Annotated in this window: 17 protein-coding genes; 8 read left to right on the top strand and 9 right to left on the bottom strand. The window is 71.8% G+C overall.

Annotation, left to right across the window (positions count from 1 at the left end; all coding sequences use genetic code 11):
* Position 1 precedes the first annotated feature (1 nt).
* Positions 2 to 886: a helix-turn-helix transcriptional regulator gene (locus tag AB0I54_RS10590; protein ID WP_363295554.1), complete on the bottom strand. Its 885-nt coding sequence runs from the start codon at positions 884 to 886 to the stop codon at positions 2 to 4.
* A gap of 159 nt (positions 887 to 1,045) precedes the next feature.
* Here AB0I54_RS10590 and AB0I54_RS10585 point away from each other — a divergent pair, with 159 nt between their 5' ends.
* Together AB0I54_RS10585 and AB0I54_RS10580 are read left to right on the top strand one after the other, a co-directional pair.
* A complete protein-coding gene (locus tag AB0I54_RS10585; protein ID WP_363295553.1) occupies positions 1,046 to 1,909 on the top strand; it encodes an oxidoreductase in 864 nt (287 codons plus the stop codon).
* 122 nt (positions 1,910 to 2,031) lie between these two features.
* Positions 2,032 to 2,466: a cupin domain-containing protein gene (locus tag AB0I54_RS10580; RefSeq protein ID WP_363295552.1), complete on the top strand. Its 435-nt coding sequence runs from the start codon at positions 2,032 to 2,034 to the stop codon at positions 2,464 to 2,466.
* Here the strand turns inward: AB0I54_RS10580 and AB0I54_RS10575 are convergent, their stop codons facing one another.
* From AB0I54_RS10575 to AB0I54_RS10545, 7 genes are all read right to left on the bottom strand, one after another.
* Positions 2,467 to 4,806: a SpoIIE family protein phosphatase gene (locus AB0I54_RS10575; RefSeq protein ID WP_363295551.1), complete on the bottom strand. Its 2,340-nt coding sequence runs from the start codon at positions 4,804 to 4,806 to the stop codon at positions 2,467 to 2,469.
* Positions 4,807 to 4,859: 53 nt separating this feature from the next.
* Entirely contained in the window at positions 4,860 to 5,327 is a 468-nt protein-coding gene (locus AB0I54_RS10570; RefSeq protein ID WP_363295550.1) for a peroxiredoxin, read from the bottom strand.
* Positions 5,324 to 5,704, bottom strand: coding sequence for a MauE/DoxX family redox-associated membrane protein (locus AB0I54_RS10565; protein ID WP_363295549.1), 381 nt, complete (start codon positions 5,702 to 5,704; stop codon positions 5,324 to 5,326). Before AB0I54_RS10565 ends, AB0I54_RS10570 begins: the two co-directional genes overlap by 4 nt.
* A gap of 96 nt (positions 5,705 to 5,800) precedes the next feature.
* On the bottom strand, positions 5,801 to 7,243 hold the full coding sequence (locus AB0I54_RS10560) for a family 43 glycosylhydrolase (protein ID WP_363295548.1): 1,443 nt from the start codon (positions 7,241 to 7,243) through the stop codon (positions 5,801 to 5,803).
* 33 nt (positions 7,244 to 7,276) lie between these two features.
* A complete protein-coding gene (locus AB0I54_RS10555; protein ID WP_363295547.1) occupies positions 7,277 to 8,761 on the bottom strand; it encodes a family 43 glycosylhydrolase in 1,485 nt (494 codons plus the stop codon).
* A 184-nt stretch (positions 8,762 to 8,945) separates the two neighbouring features.
* Positions 8,946 to 9,746: a DUF817 domain-containing protein gene (locus AB0I54_RS10550; protein ID WP_363295546.1), complete on the bottom strand. Its 801-nt coding sequence runs from the start codon at positions 9,744 to 9,746 to the stop codon at positions 8,946 to 8,948.
* Positions 9,747 to 9,819: 73 nt separating this feature from the next.
* Positions 9,820 to 10,344 (bottom strand): MarR family transcriptional regulator, encoded by a 525-nt coding sequence (locus AB0I54_RS10545; protein WP_363295545.1) that lies wholly within the window; start codon positions 10,342 to 10,344, stop codon positions 9,820 to 9,822.
* A 172-nt stretch (positions 10,345 to 10,516) separates the two neighbouring features.
* Between AB0I54_RS10545 and AB0I54_RS10540 the strand changes: the two genes are divergently transcribed.
* Positions 10,517 to 11,071 carry an SH3 domain-containing protein gene (locus AB0I54_RS10540; protein ID WP_363295544.1) on the top strand — a complete coding sequence of 185 codons (555 nt, stop codon included), beginning with the start codon at positions 10,517 to 10,519 and terminating at the stop codon, positions 11,069 to 11,071.
* 193 nt (positions 11,072 to 11,264) lie between these two features.
* On the top strand, positions 11,265 to 12,041 hold the full coding sequence (locus AB0I54_RS10535; protein WP_363295543.1) for a DUF2690 domain-containing protein: 777 nt from the start codon (positions 11,265 to 11,267) through the stop codon (positions 12,039 to 12,041).
* Positions 12,042 to 12,087: 46 nt separating this feature from the next.
* On the opposite strand, the gene AB0I54_RS10530 is transcribed toward AB0I54_RS10535, so the two are convergent.
* Positions 12,088 to 12,945, bottom strand: a complete 858-nt coding sequence (locus AB0I54_RS10530; protein ID WP_363295542.1) for a LysR family transcriptional regulator — start codon at positions 12,943 to 12,945, stop codon at positions 12,088 to 12,090.
* A gap of 161 nt (positions 12,946 to 13,106) precedes the next feature.
* Here AB0I54_RS10530 and AB0I54_RS10525 point away from each other — a divergent pair, with 161 nt between their 5' ends.
* The 4 genes from AB0I54_RS10525 (at position 13,107) to AB0I54_RS10510 (ending at position 17,442) form a co-directional block, all read left to right on the top strand.
* Positions 13,107 to 13,910, top strand: a complete 804-nt coding sequence (locus tag AB0I54_RS10525) for an EamA family transporter (protein ID WP_363296059.1) — start codon at positions 13,107 to 13,109, stop codon at positions 13,908 to 13,910.
* Positions 13,911 to 14,168: 258 nt separating this feature from the next.
* Positions 14,169 to 15,146 (top strand): SGNH/GDSL hydrolase family protein, encoded by a 978-nt coding sequence (locus tag AB0I54_RS10520; RefSeq protein ID WP_363295541.1) that lies wholly within the window; start codon positions 14,169 to 14,171, stop codon positions 15,144 to 15,146.
* A 58-nt stretch (positions 15,147 to 15,204) separates the two neighbouring features.
* Positions 15,205 to 16,248 carry an alcohol dehydrogenase catalytic domain-containing protein gene (locus AB0I54_RS10515; protein ID WP_363295540.1) on the top strand — a complete coding sequence of 348 codons (1,044 nt, stop codon included), beginning with the start codon at positions 15,205 to 15,207 and terminating at the stop codon, positions 16,246 to 16,248.
* Between the two features lie 216 nt (positions 16,249 to 16,464).
* Positions 16,465 to 17,442, top strand: a complete 978-nt coding sequence (locus AB0I54_RS10510; RefSeq protein WP_363295539.1) for an ATP-dependent DNA ligase — start codon at positions 16,465 to 16,467, stop codon at positions 17,440 to 17,442.
* The last annotated feature ends 109 nt before the right edge of the window (positions 17,443 to 17,551 follow it).

Here is a 17,551-nt window from a genome sequence, read left to right as displayed (position 1 = left end):
CCTACGACTCCTCGACCCGCTCCTGGGCGGTGTCACTGCCGGGCCCGGGCGCGGTGAGGCTGCCGAGGATGTCCAGCAGTTCGGCGTTGCGGGTGCCCGGCTCGGCGTGGAAGACGACGAGGGTCAGGCCGTCGCTGCCGTCCACGGACAGCTTGTCGGAGTGCAGGTCGAGGTCGCCGACCTGCGGGTGGGTCAGATGGCTCACCCGGCCGCGCCGGGGCCGCACATCGTGCCGGGCCCACAGGAGACGGAAGCGCTCGCTGCGCACGGACAGGTCTCCGACCAGGTCCCGCAGCCGCGGGTCGTCCGCGTCCGGCCCGGCGTGGGCCCGCAGGGTGGCCACGCCCTCCTCGGTGAGGTCCGCCCAGTCACGGCGCAGTTCCCGCTCGGCCGGGTCGAGGAACACGGCCCGCAGCAAGTTCACACCGGGCCGGTAGTTGGGGCTCAGCGCCCGGGCCAGGGTGTTGGCGGCCAGGCAGTCGGTGTAGCGGTTCTGGACGTAGGCGGGGTTGCGAGTCCAGCCGTCGATGAGCCGGCGGATGCTGACAGGCACCTGTTCCCGCGTGCGCGCCGGGCGCGTCCGGCGGGCCGGGCGCCGTGTGCCGCCGGGCCGCTCCCGGGCCAGGCCGACGAGGTACGCGGTGGCGTCCTCGTCCAGCCGCAGCACGCGCGCGACGGCCTCCAGCACCTGGACGGACGGGTTGCGGTCGCGGCCCTGCTCCAGTCTCAGGTAGTAGTCGGAGCTGATGCCGGAGAGCATCGCGACCTCCTCGCGGCGCAGTCCCGGCACCCGGCGCAGACCGCCCCCGGGCAGCCCCACGTCCTGCGGCCGGACCAGCGCCCTGCGGGCCCGGAGGAACTCCCCCAGCGCGTTCGTTCCGTCCATGCCACCACCGTACGGCCGGGCCCGGCCGGGTGACCGGCCCTGTCACTCCCAGGAACGCGGGGGCACTGCCGACGCCAGCGGGACCGGCGCAGGGTGGAGGTCGAGGGCGGGCCGCGGGATCGCCGGCCCGCCGGAAACGGACAGCACGAGAGGTACGACATGTCTGCGACGCTCGGCGGAACCTTCACCCCGGCCGGCGGTCCGGCCCTCACCCGTATGGGCTACGGCGCCATGCAGCTCGCCGGACCGCATGTCTTCGGTCCGCCCAGGGACCGGGACCGGGCCGTCGCGGTGCTCCGCGAGGCGGTGGCGGCGGGCATCACGCACATCGACACCGCCGACTTCTACGGGCCCGTGGTGGTCAACGAGATCATCAAGGAGGCCCTGCACCCCTACCCCGAGGGCCTGCACATCGTCACCAAGGTCGGGGCGCGCCGTGCCGTCGACGGCGGCTGGATCATGTCCCGGCACCCCGAGGATCTGAAGGCGCAGGTCCACGACAATCTTCGGCACCTGGGCCTGGAGACCCTGGACGTGGTCAATCTGCGTCTCGGTGACATGGACACCCCGAACGAGGACTCGATCGCCGACCAGTTCGGCGCCCTGGCCGAGCTGCGCCGACAGGGCCTGATCCGCCATCTCGGGCTCAGCGCCGCCTCCGCCGGGCAGCTCGACGAGGCGCTGGCCATCGCGCCCGTGGTCACCGTGCAGAACCGGTACAACCTGGCCGACCGGCAGGACGACGCCCTTGTCGGGCGCACGGCGGCCGAGAACATCGCCTTCGTGCCGTACTTCCCGCTGGGCGGCTTCACCCCGCTGCAGTCCGGGACACTGAGCGACGTCGCCTCCCGGCTGGACGCCTCGCCGCAACAGGTCGCGCTGGCCTGGCTGCTGCACCGCTCACCGAACATCGTCCTGATCCCCGGCACGTCCTCGCCCGAGCACCTGCGCGAGAACATCGCCGCGGCCGGCCTGGCCCTGCCCGCCGAGGCGATCACCGAACTGGACGGCATCGCCAAGTGACCGACGGGCAACTCATTTCCTGAACACGCGGATTGACGGGTTCCGCCCCCAACTGCCCCACCGGGCCTTTATGTTCACGGCGGTGCTCGATCGTCGTCCGTCGTCTCAGGAGGCTGCTCCTCATGCGCAACGCGCTCCGTACCGCCCTCACCGCGGTCGTGGCCGCCGGAACCCTGTTCACCTGTGGTACCGCACAGGCCACCCCGGCCGGACCGGGGGTCACCGCCCGGCTGATCAGCCAGGCCACCGTCGGCAACACCGACTACATCCTGCGGGAGATCACGATCCCGGCCGGGCAGGCCACCGGATGGCACTACCACGACGGGCCGTTGTACGGCTGGGTGAAGCAGGGCACCCTCAGCCACTTCGACTCGACCTGCGCCCAGGACGGCCTGTATCCGGCGGGCAGCGCCATCCGGGAGCCAGCCGGGCCGGGGAACGTACACATCGGCCGCAACCTCGGTGACACTCCGGTCGTGCTCGACGTGCTGTACGTCCTGCCGTACGGCGCACCCTTCTCCGAGGACGCCCCGAACCCGGGCTGCCCCTTCGAGTGATCACGTCTCGGGCAGCGGCTGTTCGGCCCAGATGGTCTTGCCGCTGCCCGTCTGCCGGCTGCCCCAGCGCTGGGTGAGCTGGGCGACGAGCAGCAGCCCGCGGCCTCCTTCGTCGAAGGCGTGCGCCCGGCGCAGATGCGGTGAGGTGGAACTGCCGTCGGAGACCTCGCAGATGAGCGCACGGTCGCGGATCAGCCGCAGCTGGATGGGCGCCACGCCGTAGCGGATGGCGTTGGTGACCAGTTCGCTGACGACGAGTTCGGTGACGAAGGCGGCCTCGTCCAGCCCCCAGACGGCCAGTTGCTCGATGGCCGCCTGGCGCGTGGTGGCCACGTGCGCGGGGTCGGGCGGCACGTCCCAGGTGGCCACCCGGTCAGCGCCGAGCGCCCGGGTGCGGGCAAGCAGCAGGGCCACGTCGTCGCCGGGCTGCTCCGGCAGGACGGCCTTCAGCACATTGTCCCCGAGCACCTCCAGCGAGTCGGCGGGCGCGGTCAGGGCGCGCAGCATCTCGTCCATCGCCCGGTCGAGGTCACGGTCGCGGCCCTCGACGAGGCCGTCCGTGTAGAGGGCGACGACCGCTCCCTCGGGCAGCTCCAGTTCCGTCGCCTCGAACGGCAGGCCGCCCACGCCGAGCGGTGGGCCCGCCGACATGCCGACGAGTTCGGCGGTGCCGCCCGGCAGTACGAGGGCCGGGGCCGGGTGGCCGGCGGCGGCCAGGCTGAGGCGGCGCGAGACGGGGTCGTAGACGGCGTACAGACAGGTGGCCCCCAGCTCGGCGGTCTCCGCACCGCCGTCCCCGGCGGCGAGGTGCGTGACCAGGTCGTCCAGGTGGGTGAGGAGTTCGTCCGGGGGCAGGTCCACGTCCGCGAGGGTCCGCACCGCCGTCCGCAGCCGCCCCATGGTCGCCGACGACTGGATACCGTGCCCCACCACGTCGCCCACGACCAGCGCGACCCGGCTGCCGGACAGCGGGATCACGTCGAACCAGTCGCCGCCGATGCCGGCCAGCGACCCGCACGGCAGATAGCGGTGGGTCACGTCGACCGCCGCCTGGCCGGGCAGTCCCTGCGGCAGCAGGCTGTGCTGCAGGGCCAGCGCGGTGGTCCGCTCCTTGGCGAAACGGCGCGCGTTGTCGATGCAGACGGCGGCGCGGCTGGCCAGTTCCTCGGCGAACACGGCGTCGTCGGCGACATAGTCGTCCGGGTGTGCCCTGCGGACGCACACCGCGACCCCGAGGGTGGTGCCACGGGCCCGCAGCGGCACCGCGATCATGGAGTGGACGCCCCGGCGGTAGGCGCGGCCGGCGGGCGCGAGCGCGTTGCGCTCCTCCAGCCACTGGACGAACTCCGGCTCCCCGGCCTGGCTGAGGACGGCCCGGCCCTCGCGCAGCGCTCGCGCCGGCGGCGAGGAGGGCTGGTAGACGTTCACATCACCGAGGTGCACCGCCGCGCCCGGGTTTCCCTCGGTGGTGGAACCGTGGGCCACGCGCCGCAGGAGGACGTCCTCACCCGCGATCACCGGCAGCTCGTCCGCCCCGAGGACCCAGTCGAGCAGGTCCACACTGGCGAAGTCGGCGTACCTCGGCACCAGGAGTTCCACCACTTCCTCGGCGGTGCGCACCACGTCCAGGGTGGTGCCGACGGCGGTAGCCGCGTCGTTGAGCAGGGCCAGCCGCCGCCGGGCCCAGTACTGGTCGGTGCTGTCGAACGCGGCCAGGGCGACCGCGGTCAGCTCACCGGCGGAGTCCCTCAGGGGCCACATCTCGATGCTCCAGGCGTGGTCCCGGTGCAGGGTGGGCGCGCCGGTGAAGCTCTCGTAGCGGACCGGTCTGCCCGTCTCCACGACCTGGCGCAGATGGCTCAGGAAGCCCTGGCTGTGCTCGGTGTCCTTGAGGCTCTCCCGGTAGGCCCGGCCGACCAGCGTCTCCTCCGGAACACCCATCAGCCGGCAGGCCGCGTCGTTGAGCCGCAGATAGCGCTGGCTGGTGTCGAAGACGGACATCGACATGGACGCCTGCTGGAAGACCTGTCCGGCCAGGGTGGGCTCGGCCCCGCCGGGCCGATGGGCGATGACCACATTTCCCAGGGGCATTCCGTCCGGGCCGACCACGGGGCATGTGGTCAGCCTGAGCTCGACGCGGTGGCCGTCCCGGTGGCGCAGGGCGACGACGCCGGTGCCCGCGGCGACGGTCTTCGCCGGCACCGCCCCGTCGAGCAGGGCGGCGGCCGGCCGCCCCACGACATCCCCCGCCGGGTGGCCCGTCAGCAGCCGCGCGCCCTCGCTCCACCCCTGCACGATGCCGTGGGCATCGATGATCGCCGCGGCCGCGACATGCTCCATATGCCCCAGGATGATCCCATTGGCTCGGGGCATCAAGCGCGCGGCGGCCCGCCTCAGCCCCGGTGACCGCGCAGTACGGCCAGGGCACGGTCGGCGTGGGTGTTCATGCGCAGTTCGCTGCGGACGACCTCCAGGACCGTGCGGTCCTGGGCGATGACGAAGGTGACCCGCTTGGTGGGCGCGATGGAGAAACCGCGCTTCACGCCGAAGAGCTCACGGACCGATCCGTCGGTGTCGGACAGCAGCGGCATGCCGAGGGTGTGGCGTCCGGCGAACTCCTGCTGGCGCTCGACGGTGTCGCCGCTGATCCCGACGGGCCGGGCGCCGACGGCGGCGAACTCGGCCGCCAGGTCGCGGAAGTGGCAGGCCTCGGCGGTGCAGCCGGCGGTCAGGGCGGCGGGGTAGAAGAACAGCACGACGGGTCCGTCGGCGAGCAGCTCCGACAGCCGCCTCGGCGTGCCGGTCTCGTCCGGCAGTGCGAAGTCCTCGACCTTGTCACCGACGTCGACACGCTCGCTCATGACCGGCCCTCCCCGTTCCGTGCGACACCGCGGGCCCACAGCACCAGGGGCACCTGGAGCGGCAGCCGCGCGACGGCCGCCGCCCTCAGCGGTGCGGGGCGGTGCCGCCAGTCCACGGCCATCTTCACGTTCGCGGGGAACACCCCTACGAAGAAGGCGGCCGCGGCCCGCGCGGCCACCGGCCGGGTCCGCCGCGTCACCAGGCCCGCGGCGAGGGCCAGCTCCACGGCCCCGCTCGCGTACGTCCACGTCCGGGCCGAGCCCGGCAGCATCTTCGGAATCGTCGCGTCGAACTGCCGGGGAGCGGCGAAGTGGGCGACCCCTGCCGTGGCCAGTAGACCGGCCAGCAGCAGGGGTGAGCGTTCGGACCGGGGCACGGTTCCTCCTCTGACGACCTGTCGCCGGATATTACTCGACGGTAGGCCGCAGTGGATCGCCGGGATCGAGTCGGGGCCCCTCGATGAAGGCCGGGGCTACTCCATGTAGAAGGTCGCGTCCGCCTTGTCGAGCGCGGTGCTGATCGTCTGGACGTAGAGCAGATTGTTGTAGTGGCGGATGTAGCGGCCCGGGTAGTTGTACGACTCCAGGGAGACGCCGGCCGTCGCGTCGGCGAGGCCGGAGCGCCGCTGGAAGGAGGCGTCGCTGCGGAAGCCGGCGGTGCCGTCGTTCTTCTCGACCCAGACCTCGAAGTTCCTGTGGCGCAGGTAGTAGCCGGGGTAGTTCGTCGACTCCAGGGAGATCGTGCCACTGCCCGCGAGGCCGGTGACGACCCGGAACTGGGAGTCGGCGAGGTTGGTGACGTTCGCCTCGATCTTCGCGCGGAAGTCCCAGTGGCGGATGTAGCGGTCCGGGTAGTTGTACGAGGAGAGACGGACCGGGGTGACGCCGTCGGCCACCGGGATGCCGAAGTCGGGGGTGCCGTCGGCCTTCCAGTAGACCTTCTGCAGCCGGGTGCGGCGGTTGGGGTCGTTGAGCGGGTCGCCGGTGATGTCCTTGTAGTTGCGGTCGTGGTAGACGAGGATGTCGGACTTTCCGTCCTCGGAGACCGTGAACGAGTTGTGGCCGGGCCCGTACTGCGAGGTCGCGGCGTTGCTCTTGAAGACCGGCTGGGGGCTCTTGCTCCAGGAGGAGGCGCTGAGCAGATCACCGGAGGCGGACGCGGTGAGCATGCCCAGGCAGTAGTTGGCGTCGGTGGCGCTCGCCGAATAGGTCAGGAAGACCTTGCCGCCGTGCTGGATGACCGCGGGGCCCTCGTTGACCTTGTAGCCGATGGTCTCCCAGGACAGGGTGGGCTGCGAGATCTCCACCGGAGTGCCGCTGATGGTCCAGGGGTTGGCCATCCTGGCGATGAACAGGCTGGTGTTGTTGTCCTCGGCGGGATTGTGCTGGGCCCAGGCGAGATACCGGACTCCGTTCACGACGAACGTGGTGGCGTCGAGCGAGAAGCTCTCCCACTGCGTCGTGATCTGTCCCTTCTCGGTCCAGGTACCGGTCAGGGGGTTGGCCGCGCTCGTCTCCAGGACGTACATGCGGATCGCCCACACGTCGCTGGTGGAGCCTGCGGCGAAGTAGACGTACCACTTGCCGTCGATGTAGTGAATCTCGGGCGCCCAGATGTGCGCGCCCATGACCCCGCTCGCGTGCTTGGTCCAGATGGTGGTCTCGGGGGCGGTGGCGAGGCCCTGGAGGGTGGTGGCCCGGCGCAGCACGATGCGGTCGTACTCGGGCACGGTCGCGGTGAAGTAGTAGTAGCCGTCGGTGTGCTTGAAGATGTGCGGGTCGGCGCGCTGTTCGGCGAGGGGGTTGGTGAAGGTCACGGCGGGTGAGGCGGGGGCGGCGTGCGCGGGGGTGGCGGTGACGAGCAGGGCGAGTGCGGCGAGGAGGGCTGTCAGCACCCGTCCGACGAGGCCTTTCACGGCGATCGGTCTTCCTCTCTGTGGGTGGAGCGGTCAGGTGGTGGGCGTCGGGCGCCATTGCTGGCAGGTGTTGTTCAGCCAGGTCCACTGGCGTACGTCGATGCCGTCGGCGGTACCGCAGTTGGCGACGTCGGCGACCTTGCCGCTGTTGGCGTTGACGATCCGGACGTAGTCACTGCCGGTGTAGGCGAGGCGGAACTTCTGGCAGTTGTTGCCCAGCCACGACCACTGCCGGAGGTCGGCGCCGTCGGCGGTGGAACAGTCCGCGGTGCCCAGGACCTTGCCGGTGGCGACGTTGACGAGACGGCTGGTGTCGCTGCCCTGGTCCTCGATGCGCCACTTCTGGTTGGCACCGCCGTTGCACGTCCACTGCAGGACGTCGGTGCCGTCCGCGGTGTTGCCGCCCGCGACGTCCAGGCACTTGCCGCTGTTGCGGTTCACCAGCGTGTACGCCGTCGGGGTCGTGGCGCTCTCCCCGGCCGGGCCGGCCGGCGTCGTCCCGGTGGCCACGGGGGTGCCGAAGTTCGGCGTGCCGTCGGCGTTCCAGGTGAACTTCTGGGCCCGGGTGGTGCGGGCGTTGCCGCAGCCGCCGCTCGCCGAGCTGTTGGCGTGGTAGACGATCCAGCTCTCACTGCCGTCCGGCGAGGTGAAGAAGCCGTTGTGCCCGGGGCCGTACACGCCCTTCGCGTCGTCTCGCTGGAAGACCGGGGACTGCGACTTCGTCCAGGCGGCGGGGTTCAGCGGGTCGCTGCCGGTGAGTTCCAGCAGGCCCAGCTTGTAGTCGGCGGTCTGGCAGTAGCTGGCGGAGAAGGTCAGGAAGGTCCGGCCGTTGTGGTACCGCGGCTCGGGGCCCTCGTTGACCGGGGCTCCGGACGTCTCCCAGCTCAGTGTGGGCCGGGAGATGATCGTGAAGGTGGAGCTGCCGAGGGTGTAGGGATTGCTCATCGGCGCGATGACCAGGCTCTGTGCGCTGCCGCCGACGGAGCCGCTGCCGACCAGGTACAGCTTGCCGCCGTACTCCAGCACGCTGGGGTCGATGAGCCAGCCGCCGGGGTTGAGGTTGGAACCGGTGAGCATGTTCTTGTAGGTGTACGGCCCCATGGGGTCGGAGCCCGCGCTCTCCAGCACATGCGTGCGCTGGGTGTCGCAGCAGGCGGCACCGGCCTGCCCGGCGACGTAGTACAGGTACCAGTGGCCGTTGAAGTGGTGGAACTCCGGCGCCCACATGTTGGCGTTGCGCCCGGCGGTGGAGTCGGCCCACACCTGCACGCTCGGGGCGGTGGCCAGCCCGGCGAGCGTCGGGGACTTCCGCATGGTGAGCTCGCCGGTGAAGGTCGTGTTGATCAGGTAGTAGTTGCCGTTGTAGTACTCCAGCCAGGGGTCGGCGCCCTTCTGCGCCTTGACCGGGTTGGTGTACGGGCGGCCCTCGGCCGCGGCTGCGGGCTGTGCGGTCACGAGCGACGCGAGCACAGCCGGCAGTGCCGCTCCGAGCACGAGCCAGTGGCGGGTGCGGAACACGGTCGGTAGTCCCTTCCGGCGGCCTCATGTCCGAGACGTGCGAGATACGAGATGCGAGTCGTTCGGTATTTCGAACTCTGTACGGAACTTCGACCAGAAGGTAAGGGTGTGGCAATAACACGTCAACGGGTCGGGCGAGTTGAGTTCTGATTTCCGGCCGCGGGCCGGGCCGGAGGCCACGGGATCACGGGTACCGTGCGACGGCCCGACGGGCCGGCCTGCCCGGCCAGTTGGCGCGGACGACGAAGGACACCGTGATCAACAGCGCCCAGGAGACCCACTTCGACATCGACACCGGCTCCCAGCCGTGGAGTTGGTAGGGATACCGCCAGGCGCCGAGGTACGTGGCCACGTTCTCCGCCAGCCACAGGAAGAAGCCGACCAGCGCGAAGGACAGGGCCAGCGGCATACGGTGGCGCCGCTCGCCGACCGTGAAGTACATCCAGGTGCCCCAGGTCGCGCACAGCAGCAGACCGCCGAGGACCCAGCGCAGGTCCGGCAGCCAGTGGTGCGTGAGGAAGTTGACGTACAGGAAGGCGGCCACCACGGCGGTGACCCGGGCCCGGTAGCCGGTGAACGACAGCTCCAGCAGCCGCCAGGTCCGGCAGCCGTAACTGCCGACGGCCGCGTACATGAACCCGCCGTACAGCGGCACACCGGCGACCTTGGTCAGTGCGGGCTCGGGATAGCTCCATGCGCCCACATGCACCTTGACCAGCTCGAAGACGAGCCCGAGAACATGGCAGACGGCGACGACCGCGAGATCCCGGCGGGTCTCCCAGCCCAGCAGACGGCACACGACCGTGAGCAGCACGCCGTAGGCGAGAAGGAGGTCGTAGCGCGCCACGGGGAGCGGCGGCAGCATCCGGACCGCCGCCATACCGCCGAACAGCGCGACCGCGAAGGCACAGCAGCGGGCCTGCACCCAGCCGAACAGAGCGATCTGGCGGACGAGCGTCCCGGCCTGCTGCTTGATCTTGTGCATGCCAGGAAGACGACTGTTCGAAGCCGATGGTTGCAGTCCTGCCGGAGCCCCGGCGGCGAAGGGGCCGGGCCGTTCAGCCCGCGCCCACCGGCGAACCCGCCTCCTGGCCGGGCTCGTCCTCGACGGCGTACGCCAGGAAGTCGTCGACCATGCGGTGGAACAGGGTGGCCAGCTGTCGCAGTTCCTCGGGCTTCCACTCGCCGAGGGCGAGCTGCATGCCGCGGGCCCCGGTGTCCCGGACCCGGTCGATGGCCCGGCGGCCCGCGTCGGTGAGCTGGATGCGCTGGGCGCGGCGGTCGTCGGGGTCGGGGATCCGGGTGACATAGCCGGACTTCTGCAACTGCTGCACGGTGCGGGTCACATGGGAGGCCTCGACACCCAGCCGCTGCGCCAACTCCCCCGGCCGCAACGAGTCGGAGTCGGCGACCTGACGCAGCAGCGCCACCGCGGCCCGGTCCAGCGGCACACCGGCGAGCGCCATCAGCCGCTCGTGCTGCCGGGCCCGCGTGCTCAGATACGTGATGCGCGTGAGGGCACGCTCGATCTCGACGACTTCCGGGGAGGCGACGGGGGCGACGGGCAGCGGTTCCGTGGACATACCCCCAGTTTACCATATCGTTGCGTAACTCAAGTAAATGAGAAGATCCGTCCCCGGGGACGTCCCCCGCGTTCCACGGGACGCGGGGACGGCATCCTGGCCGTTCGGCACGGAAACGCTGGGTCTCGTGATCACGCTTCGTGGTCACGAGATCGACAGCCCGGAGGTTTCGATGATCCGACGGACCGTGAAGAGCGGCCTGCTGGCGACGATCGCGGTGCTCGCGCTCCTGCCCACGGCAGCCGACGCCGCCGAGACGGACCACACCGTACCGCTCCCCGCGCCCAACGTCTCGGTGCAGTACACCACCCCCTCACTGCTCCCCGCTCCCGCACCGCACCGGCAGGCCAAGCACCGCACGACGCACCACAAGTCCCGCCGCGCACACCGCATCACGCACCGTGTGCACCGCGTCCGCCACGCGCACCGCACCACGCACCACTGCACGCACCGGGTCCGCCACGTCGTCCGTTCGGCCGGGTACCGCCGCGGGCTGCCCGTCGTGGGGCGTGTGACCACGCACCGCCTCGCGCTGAACGTCCGCTCCGGTCCGGGCACCGGTTACCGCGTGGTCGGCCACCGGCACCCGAACCGGCTCGTGGCACTCACCTGCCGGACGAGCGGGTCCCGGGTGCGCGGCAACCACACCTGGTACCGGCTCTCCCACCACAGGGGCTATGTGTCCGCCCACTACGTCCGGGTCGGCACCGCCACCCCCTGGTGCTGACCGCTCCGTCCCGTCGTACGCGCTGACCCCGAGGCCTGTTCGGGAACCTCTCGTTCCCGAACAGGCCTTCGGCGTGTACGCACTTCACGTGCCTCATACCTCACAACAGGTTGCACTTTCCCCTTCCCCGGGAAGCCATTCCGACAACAGGGGGCGAAACGCCCATAGCGTAACCGGAGTCGAGGAACGCACCATGCGGCAGCCCGCAGAACCGACCACGCCGGACGAGCCGTTGATGGTGAGACTGCGCGAACTGAAGGACCGTACGGGGCTGAGCCTGGCGGCGCTGGCCGCCCGCACCCCGTACAGCAAGTCCGCCTGGCACCGCTATCTGACCGAGGGCAAGCGGCCGCCCCGCTCGGCCGTGGAGGCGCTCGCTCGGATCGCCGGCGTCGACCCGGCCCCGGTGCTGGCCCTGTGGGAGGCGTCCGGCAAGCAGCCGGCCGGCAACCCGCCCGACGAGGCCGCCCAGGAGGATCCGGCGAGGCGCCGGCTGCGGCGGCCCGCGGTGCTCGCCCTGCTGACCGTGACGGCCGTCGCGGCGGCCGCCCTCGCCCTGCCCGCCCGGCACGGCTCGCCGGGGAAGCAGGCCGTCGGGGCGGCCCCCCGCTGCCACGGGAAGTCCTGTCAGGGCCAACTGCCCGACCCGTCGGCCTGCGCGCGCGACGCGCAGACCAAGAGCACGGTCACCGACCCGGACTACGACGTCCGGCTGCGCTACTCACCGGCCTGCGGCACCGCCTGGTCGGAGGTGCGGGTGCATTCCCCGCACGCCCGGGAGATCACCGTACGCGCAGGCGAGAACATGCTCTCGGCCACCTATCCGGCCGACGACTCCACCGGCTACACCAGCCCCATGCTCGCCGTGATGTCGCCGCGGGGCGTGGAGGCGTGCGCCGAGGTGGCCGGGCAACTGGCCTGCACGGGGCTGGACCCCGACAACCCCGCGGAGTCCATCGAGCAGCCGTGAAGCGGGCGGCGCCGCACGCCGTGCGACGGCCCCGGGCGCCGAACGTTCATCCCGCCCGGTACAGGTCACTGAGCAGCTCGATCACCGCCTGCTGGGCGGGGTGCGGATCGTCCCGCCACCAGGCCAGGCGGACCGCGACCGGCTCGGCGTCGCGCACCGGCCGGTAGACGATCCCGGGCCGCGGGTACTGGTTCGCGGTGGACTCCGCCGTCACGCCGATGGCACGACCCGCGGCGATCACGGTGAGCCAGTCGTCGACGTCGTGCGTCTCCTCGGTGACCGGGCGGGAGTCCGGGGGCCAGAGCTCCGGCGTGGTGGTGCCGGTCCGGCGGTCCACGAGCAGGGTCCGGCCCGTCAGTTCGGCGAGCCGGACCGAGCGGCGCCGGGCCAGGGGGTCGTCGGCGGCCAGGGCGCACAGCCGGCGTTCGAGTCCGACGATGGCCGAGTCGAACCGGCGGTCGTCCAGGGGCCTGCGCAGCACCGCGAGGTCGCAGGCCCCTTCGGCCAGGCCCGCGGAGGCCGAGTTGACGCGCACCAGATGCAGGTCGGTTCCGGGGTGCGCGGCGCCCCAGCGGCGCTGGAAGGCGACGGTGTGCCGCCCCAGGGCCGCCCAGGCGTACCCGATCCGCAGCCGGGTGTGACCCGAGGTGGCCTCCTCGACCAGATCGGCCACGTCGGCCAGCACCCGCCGGGCCTGCGCCACGACACGCAGCCCCGTCGCGGTCGGGGTGACCTCCCGCGAGGTCCGCCTGAGCAGCCGCGCGCCCAGGGCCCGTTCGAGCGAGGCCAGGTTGCGGGAGACCGCCGCCTGGGAGACGCCGAGAGCGATCGCCGCGTCGGTGAAGGTGCCCTCGTCGACGATGGCCACGAGACAGCGCAGCTGCCGCAGTTCCACATCATCCATGCGTCCAGCGTATGGGTGGAGCAGTGCATGCATTTTGCGCAAGGGGCGTCGCGGCGCACCATCGCCGTATGCGACAAGCTCCCGAACACCCCACGGTCACGGTGTCCCCGGCCGCACCGGCCCCGGTTCCCGGGCGGCGGCGCCTGGCCGGTGTGGCCACCATGTTCGGCAGCGGCCTGTCCAACCAGACCGGCGCCGCGATCGGCTCGCTGGCCTTCCCCGTCCTGGGCCCCCTGGGCGTCGTCGCGGTACGTCAGTACGTCGCCGCGCTCGCGCTCGTGGCCATAGCCAGGCCGCGGGTGCGGACCTTCGCCTGGCCGCAGTGGTGGCCGGTCCTGCTGCTGGCCGCGGTCTTCGGCACCATGAATCTGACCCTGTACAGCGCGATCGACCGGGTCGGCCTCGGGCTCGCGGTGACCCTGGAGTTCCTCGGCCCGCTCGCCGTCGCGCTGTCCGCCTCGCGCCGCCGGCTGGACGCCGGGTGTGCGGTGCTGGCCGCCGCGGGGGTCGTCGTCCTGATGCGCCCCCAGCCGTCCACCGACTACATGGGCATGGGCCTCGGCCTGGTGGCCGCCTGCTGCTGGGCGTCGTACATCCTGCTGAACCGCCTCGTGGGCCGGCGCATCCCGGGTGCGCAGGGATCGGCGGCCGCCGCGGGACTGTCCGCCCTGACCTTCCTGCCGATCGGTGCCGTCGTGGCCGTACGGCACCCGCCCACGGCCGGAGCCGTGCTGTGCGCGGTCGCGGCCGGGATCCTCTCCTCGGCCGTGCCGTACCTCGCCGACCTCCTCACCCTGCGCAAGGTCCCCGCCCAGACGTTCGGGCTGTTCATGAGCGTCAATCCGCTGCTCGCGGCGGTGGTCGGCTGGATCGTACTCGGCCAGGGCCTCGGCCTCCCGGAGTGGGCGGGCATGGCGGCGGTCGTCGCGGCCAACGCGGTCAGCATCCTGACGACGCGCGACTGACCGACCGGCGCCGCGGCGGCGTCGGTCGCGATCCCAGTAACTTGCTTGACTCAAGTAACCCACATATGCTTGCCTAACTCAAGTAAGTCGCCCAGACCGGGGGCCGCCCTGAGCGGGGGTGGCCCCGCGCGCCGTACCCGTGGGGACGGGGACCGGTGCGGTCCCCGGGCCCGGCCGCCGGTTCAGTCCCCCCTCCGGCACCGGCCCGGGGACACCTCCTTCTCCGTGTCATCGAGACGGAAGAGACAGGACGCCTCCATGAAGAACTCCGTGCGAGCCGGGCTGGCCGGGGTGCTCGCCTGCGGCGTCATCGGCGCCGCGATCGGTATCGTCCGGGACGACGGCGGCTCCGGTGACGACCCCACACCGCCGAAGGGTCCCTACGTCGCGCTCGGCGACTCCTACACCTCGGGTCCGAGGATTCCCTACCGGACCGGCACACCGGCCGGCTGTGACCGGTCCGACCGCAACTACCCGACCCTGGTGGCCCGGCGACTCGGCCTCGACGCGGCCGACTTCCGGGACGTGAGCTGCAGCGGCGCCACCATTGCCGACCTCTCGGCGGCCCAGTCCACGAACGACGGGGTCAACCCGCCCCAGCTGTCGGCACTGTCCGCGCGGACCCGGCTGGTCACCGTCGGGATCGGCGGCAACGACATCGACTTCATCGGCCTGATCAAGCGGTGTGTGACCGCGGGGGTGGCCTACTTCGCCTCCGGTCGTGGTGGCGGCAGCAGAAGCGGCACCGGCGGCGGCAAGGACCTCCTGGGGGACGCGCCCTGCCGCGGGCAGTACGTGTTCGGGGACAGCGACGAGGTGCGGCAGAGGACCGGGGCGGCGGAGCGGAAGCTCTCGCGGACGCTGGGCGAAGTGAAGCGGCTCGCACCGCACGCCCGCGTGTACGTCGTCGGCTACCCGGCGATCCTGCCCGCCGACGGACACGGCTGCGGGCGCGAGTTGGGCCTCGCGCCGGGTGACGTCACCTTCCTCCGCGAGAAGGAGCAGCAGCTCAACGCCATGCTGCGGCGGCGGGCCGAGGCCGCCGGAGCGAGCTACGTGGACACCTACGAGCCTTCCGAGGGGCATGACGCCTGTTCGGCCTCCGCCACCCGCTGGATCGAACCCCTTTTACCCACCTCCCCCGCGGCCTCCGTCCACCCCAACGAACGCGGCGAGCGCGGCATGGCCGACGCCGTCCTGGACGTCATGGGTGCCATGGGTGCCATGGGTGCCTAGGTCGGGCGTCGTCCCTCTCCCAGCAGTTTCCGGCACATCAGAAGGTGAGAGTCAACCCATGACCACGATGAAGTCCGTCAGGACCGCAGGCGTCGGCAGGATCGACGTCGTGGACGTCGAGCGTCCCGTCCCCGGTCCGAAGGACGTGCTGATGAAGATCCGTGCCTGCGGCATCTGCGGCACCGACGTCACCTTTCTGCACATGGGCGGCATGCCGGCGCGTGCCCACCTCGGCGGTGACCTGGTCCCCCTCGCCCTGGGCCACGAGCCGGCCGGCGAGATCGTCGAGGTGGGCGCCGAGGTCACGGGCCTGAAGGCCGGGGACCGCGTGGTCGTCAACCCGCAGGAGGCCCCCAGCGGCATCATCGGCTGTGGCGGCAGGCACGGCGCCATGAGCGAGTACCTGCTCATCGAGAACGCCGAAGTCGGCAGGAGCGTCGCGGTGTTCCCCGACACCGTGCCGTTCGACGTCGCGTCCCTCAACGAGCCGATGGCCGTCTCCCGGCACGCCGTCAACCGCTCGGAGGCCCAGCCGGGCGACAAGGTGGTCGTCTTCGGCGCCGGGCCGATCGGCCTGGGCGCGGCGATCTGGCTGAAGCTGCGCGGAGTCGAGCACGTGGTGGTGGCCGACGTCATCCCGGGACGGCTGGAGAAGGCGCTGGCCGTGGGGGCGGACGCCGTCATCGACTCCGCCCAGGAGGATGTGACCGCGCGCCTGACCGAACTGCACGGGCAGAGCGCCAACGCCCTCGGCCAGCCCCGGCCGGGCACCGACATCTACGTCGACGCGGCCGGTGCGGCCGCCGTCTTCAACACCGTGGTCGCCAACGCCAAGTGGCACGCCAAGCTGGTCATGGTGGCGGTGCAGAAGAGGGGGGCCGAGACGGACCTCGGCGGCATGCTGCGCAGCGAGCTGACCCTGGTCGCCTCCCAGGGCTACCCGACGGAGATCTTCGAGGTGACCCCCGAACTCGTCGAGCACCACGAGCGCTTCGCGAAGCTCATCAGCCACCGCGTTCCGTTCGCGGAGGCCGAGCGGGCCTTCGAGCTCGCGCTGACCCCGGGGGCCGCGGAGAAGGTCGTGGTGACTTTCGAGGCATAGCGGCGCGGGGCGTCGTGGACGTGGAGACGCGGGGCGTCTGAGAAGCGGATGCAGTCGTGCCCAACTCGCCGTGACGGCCCATCAGTCGGGGCTGCTGCGGGCCGCGCCCGCAGTCGGCCGCCCCGTGGCGGGCAGCGTGCGCCGAGCGGCGGCCGTTCAGGGGAACCGCTCCCGAAACGGGCGTGACCGCGTCCGGTGCGGTCGACAACTTCTGCCGTGAACCTGCCGCTGATCCCGCCGATGCTCGCCACTCCCGGAAAGCTGCCGCCCACCGCCCAGGACGCCCGGTGGGCCTACGAGACCAAGCAGGACGGCCAGCGCGCGGTGGTCTATCTGCCCGGCGACGGCACCGTGCTGCTGCGCGCCCGCTCCGGCGAGGACATCACCGCCGCCTACCCCGAGCTGCGGCCGCTGGGCGGTGCCCTCGGCAGCACCCCGGCGATCCTGGACGGCGAGGTCCTCGCGCTCGACGCACACGGTCGAGCCGACTTCCAGCTGCTGCAGAGCCGCATGGGCCTGGCCCACGCACCGGCACGCGCGGCGCGCCGTGCGGCCCAGGTCCCGGTGCACCTCGTGCTGTTCGACGTGATGCACCTGGGCGGCTCCCTGCTCGCCCTCCCCTACGCCCAGCGGCGGGCACGGCTGGAGCAGCTGAGCCTCGACGGGCCCCACTGGTCCACCCCCGGCGCCGTCATCGGCCACGGCGCCGAGGCCCTGCGGGCGACCCGCGAGCACGGTCTGGAGGGAGTGGTCTGCAAGCGCCTCGACTCGGTCTACGAACCCGGCGTGCGCTCCCGCGCCTGGATCAAGATCCGCAACATGCGCAGCGAGGACGTGATCGTCGGCGGCTGGCTGCCCGGCAAGGGCCGGCTCACCGGACTGCCCGGTGCCGTGCTGGTCGGCCAGCGGGCCGCCGGGCGCCTGCGGTACGTCGGCGGTGTGGGCACCGGCTGGAGCGAGGCCGAGCGCACCGAACTGGCCGCGTTGCTGCGGGCCGCCGAGACCGGCGTGTGCCCCTTCGACCCGGTCCCGCCGGTCTCCGGCGCCCACTGGGTGCTGCCCCGGCTGGTCGGCGAGGTCGCCTACAGCACCCGTACCCGGGCCGGACTGCTGCGCCAGCCGTCCTGGCTCCGGCTGCGCCCCGACCTCGCACCGGAGGAGTCGTCGGCGGACATCCCCGATGAACCGATCTGATTCCGGCCCCGTCTTCTCTGACACTCCGTCAAGATCCAAGAGTTGGGCCCTCCTTCACCACCGGTACGTGTGTGACCCCTTGGCCCGGAGTTGAAAACCGGGGAAGCTG

The sequence above is a fragment of the Streptomyces sp. NPDC050625 genome, from assembly GCF_040654755.1.
Classification (GTDB): Bacteria; Actinomycetota; Actinomycetes; order Streptomycetales; family Streptomycetaceae; genus Streptomyces.
The sequence above is the reverse complement of the archived record's forward strand: the minus strand, read 5'-3'. Positions and strand labels throughout refer to the sequence as shown.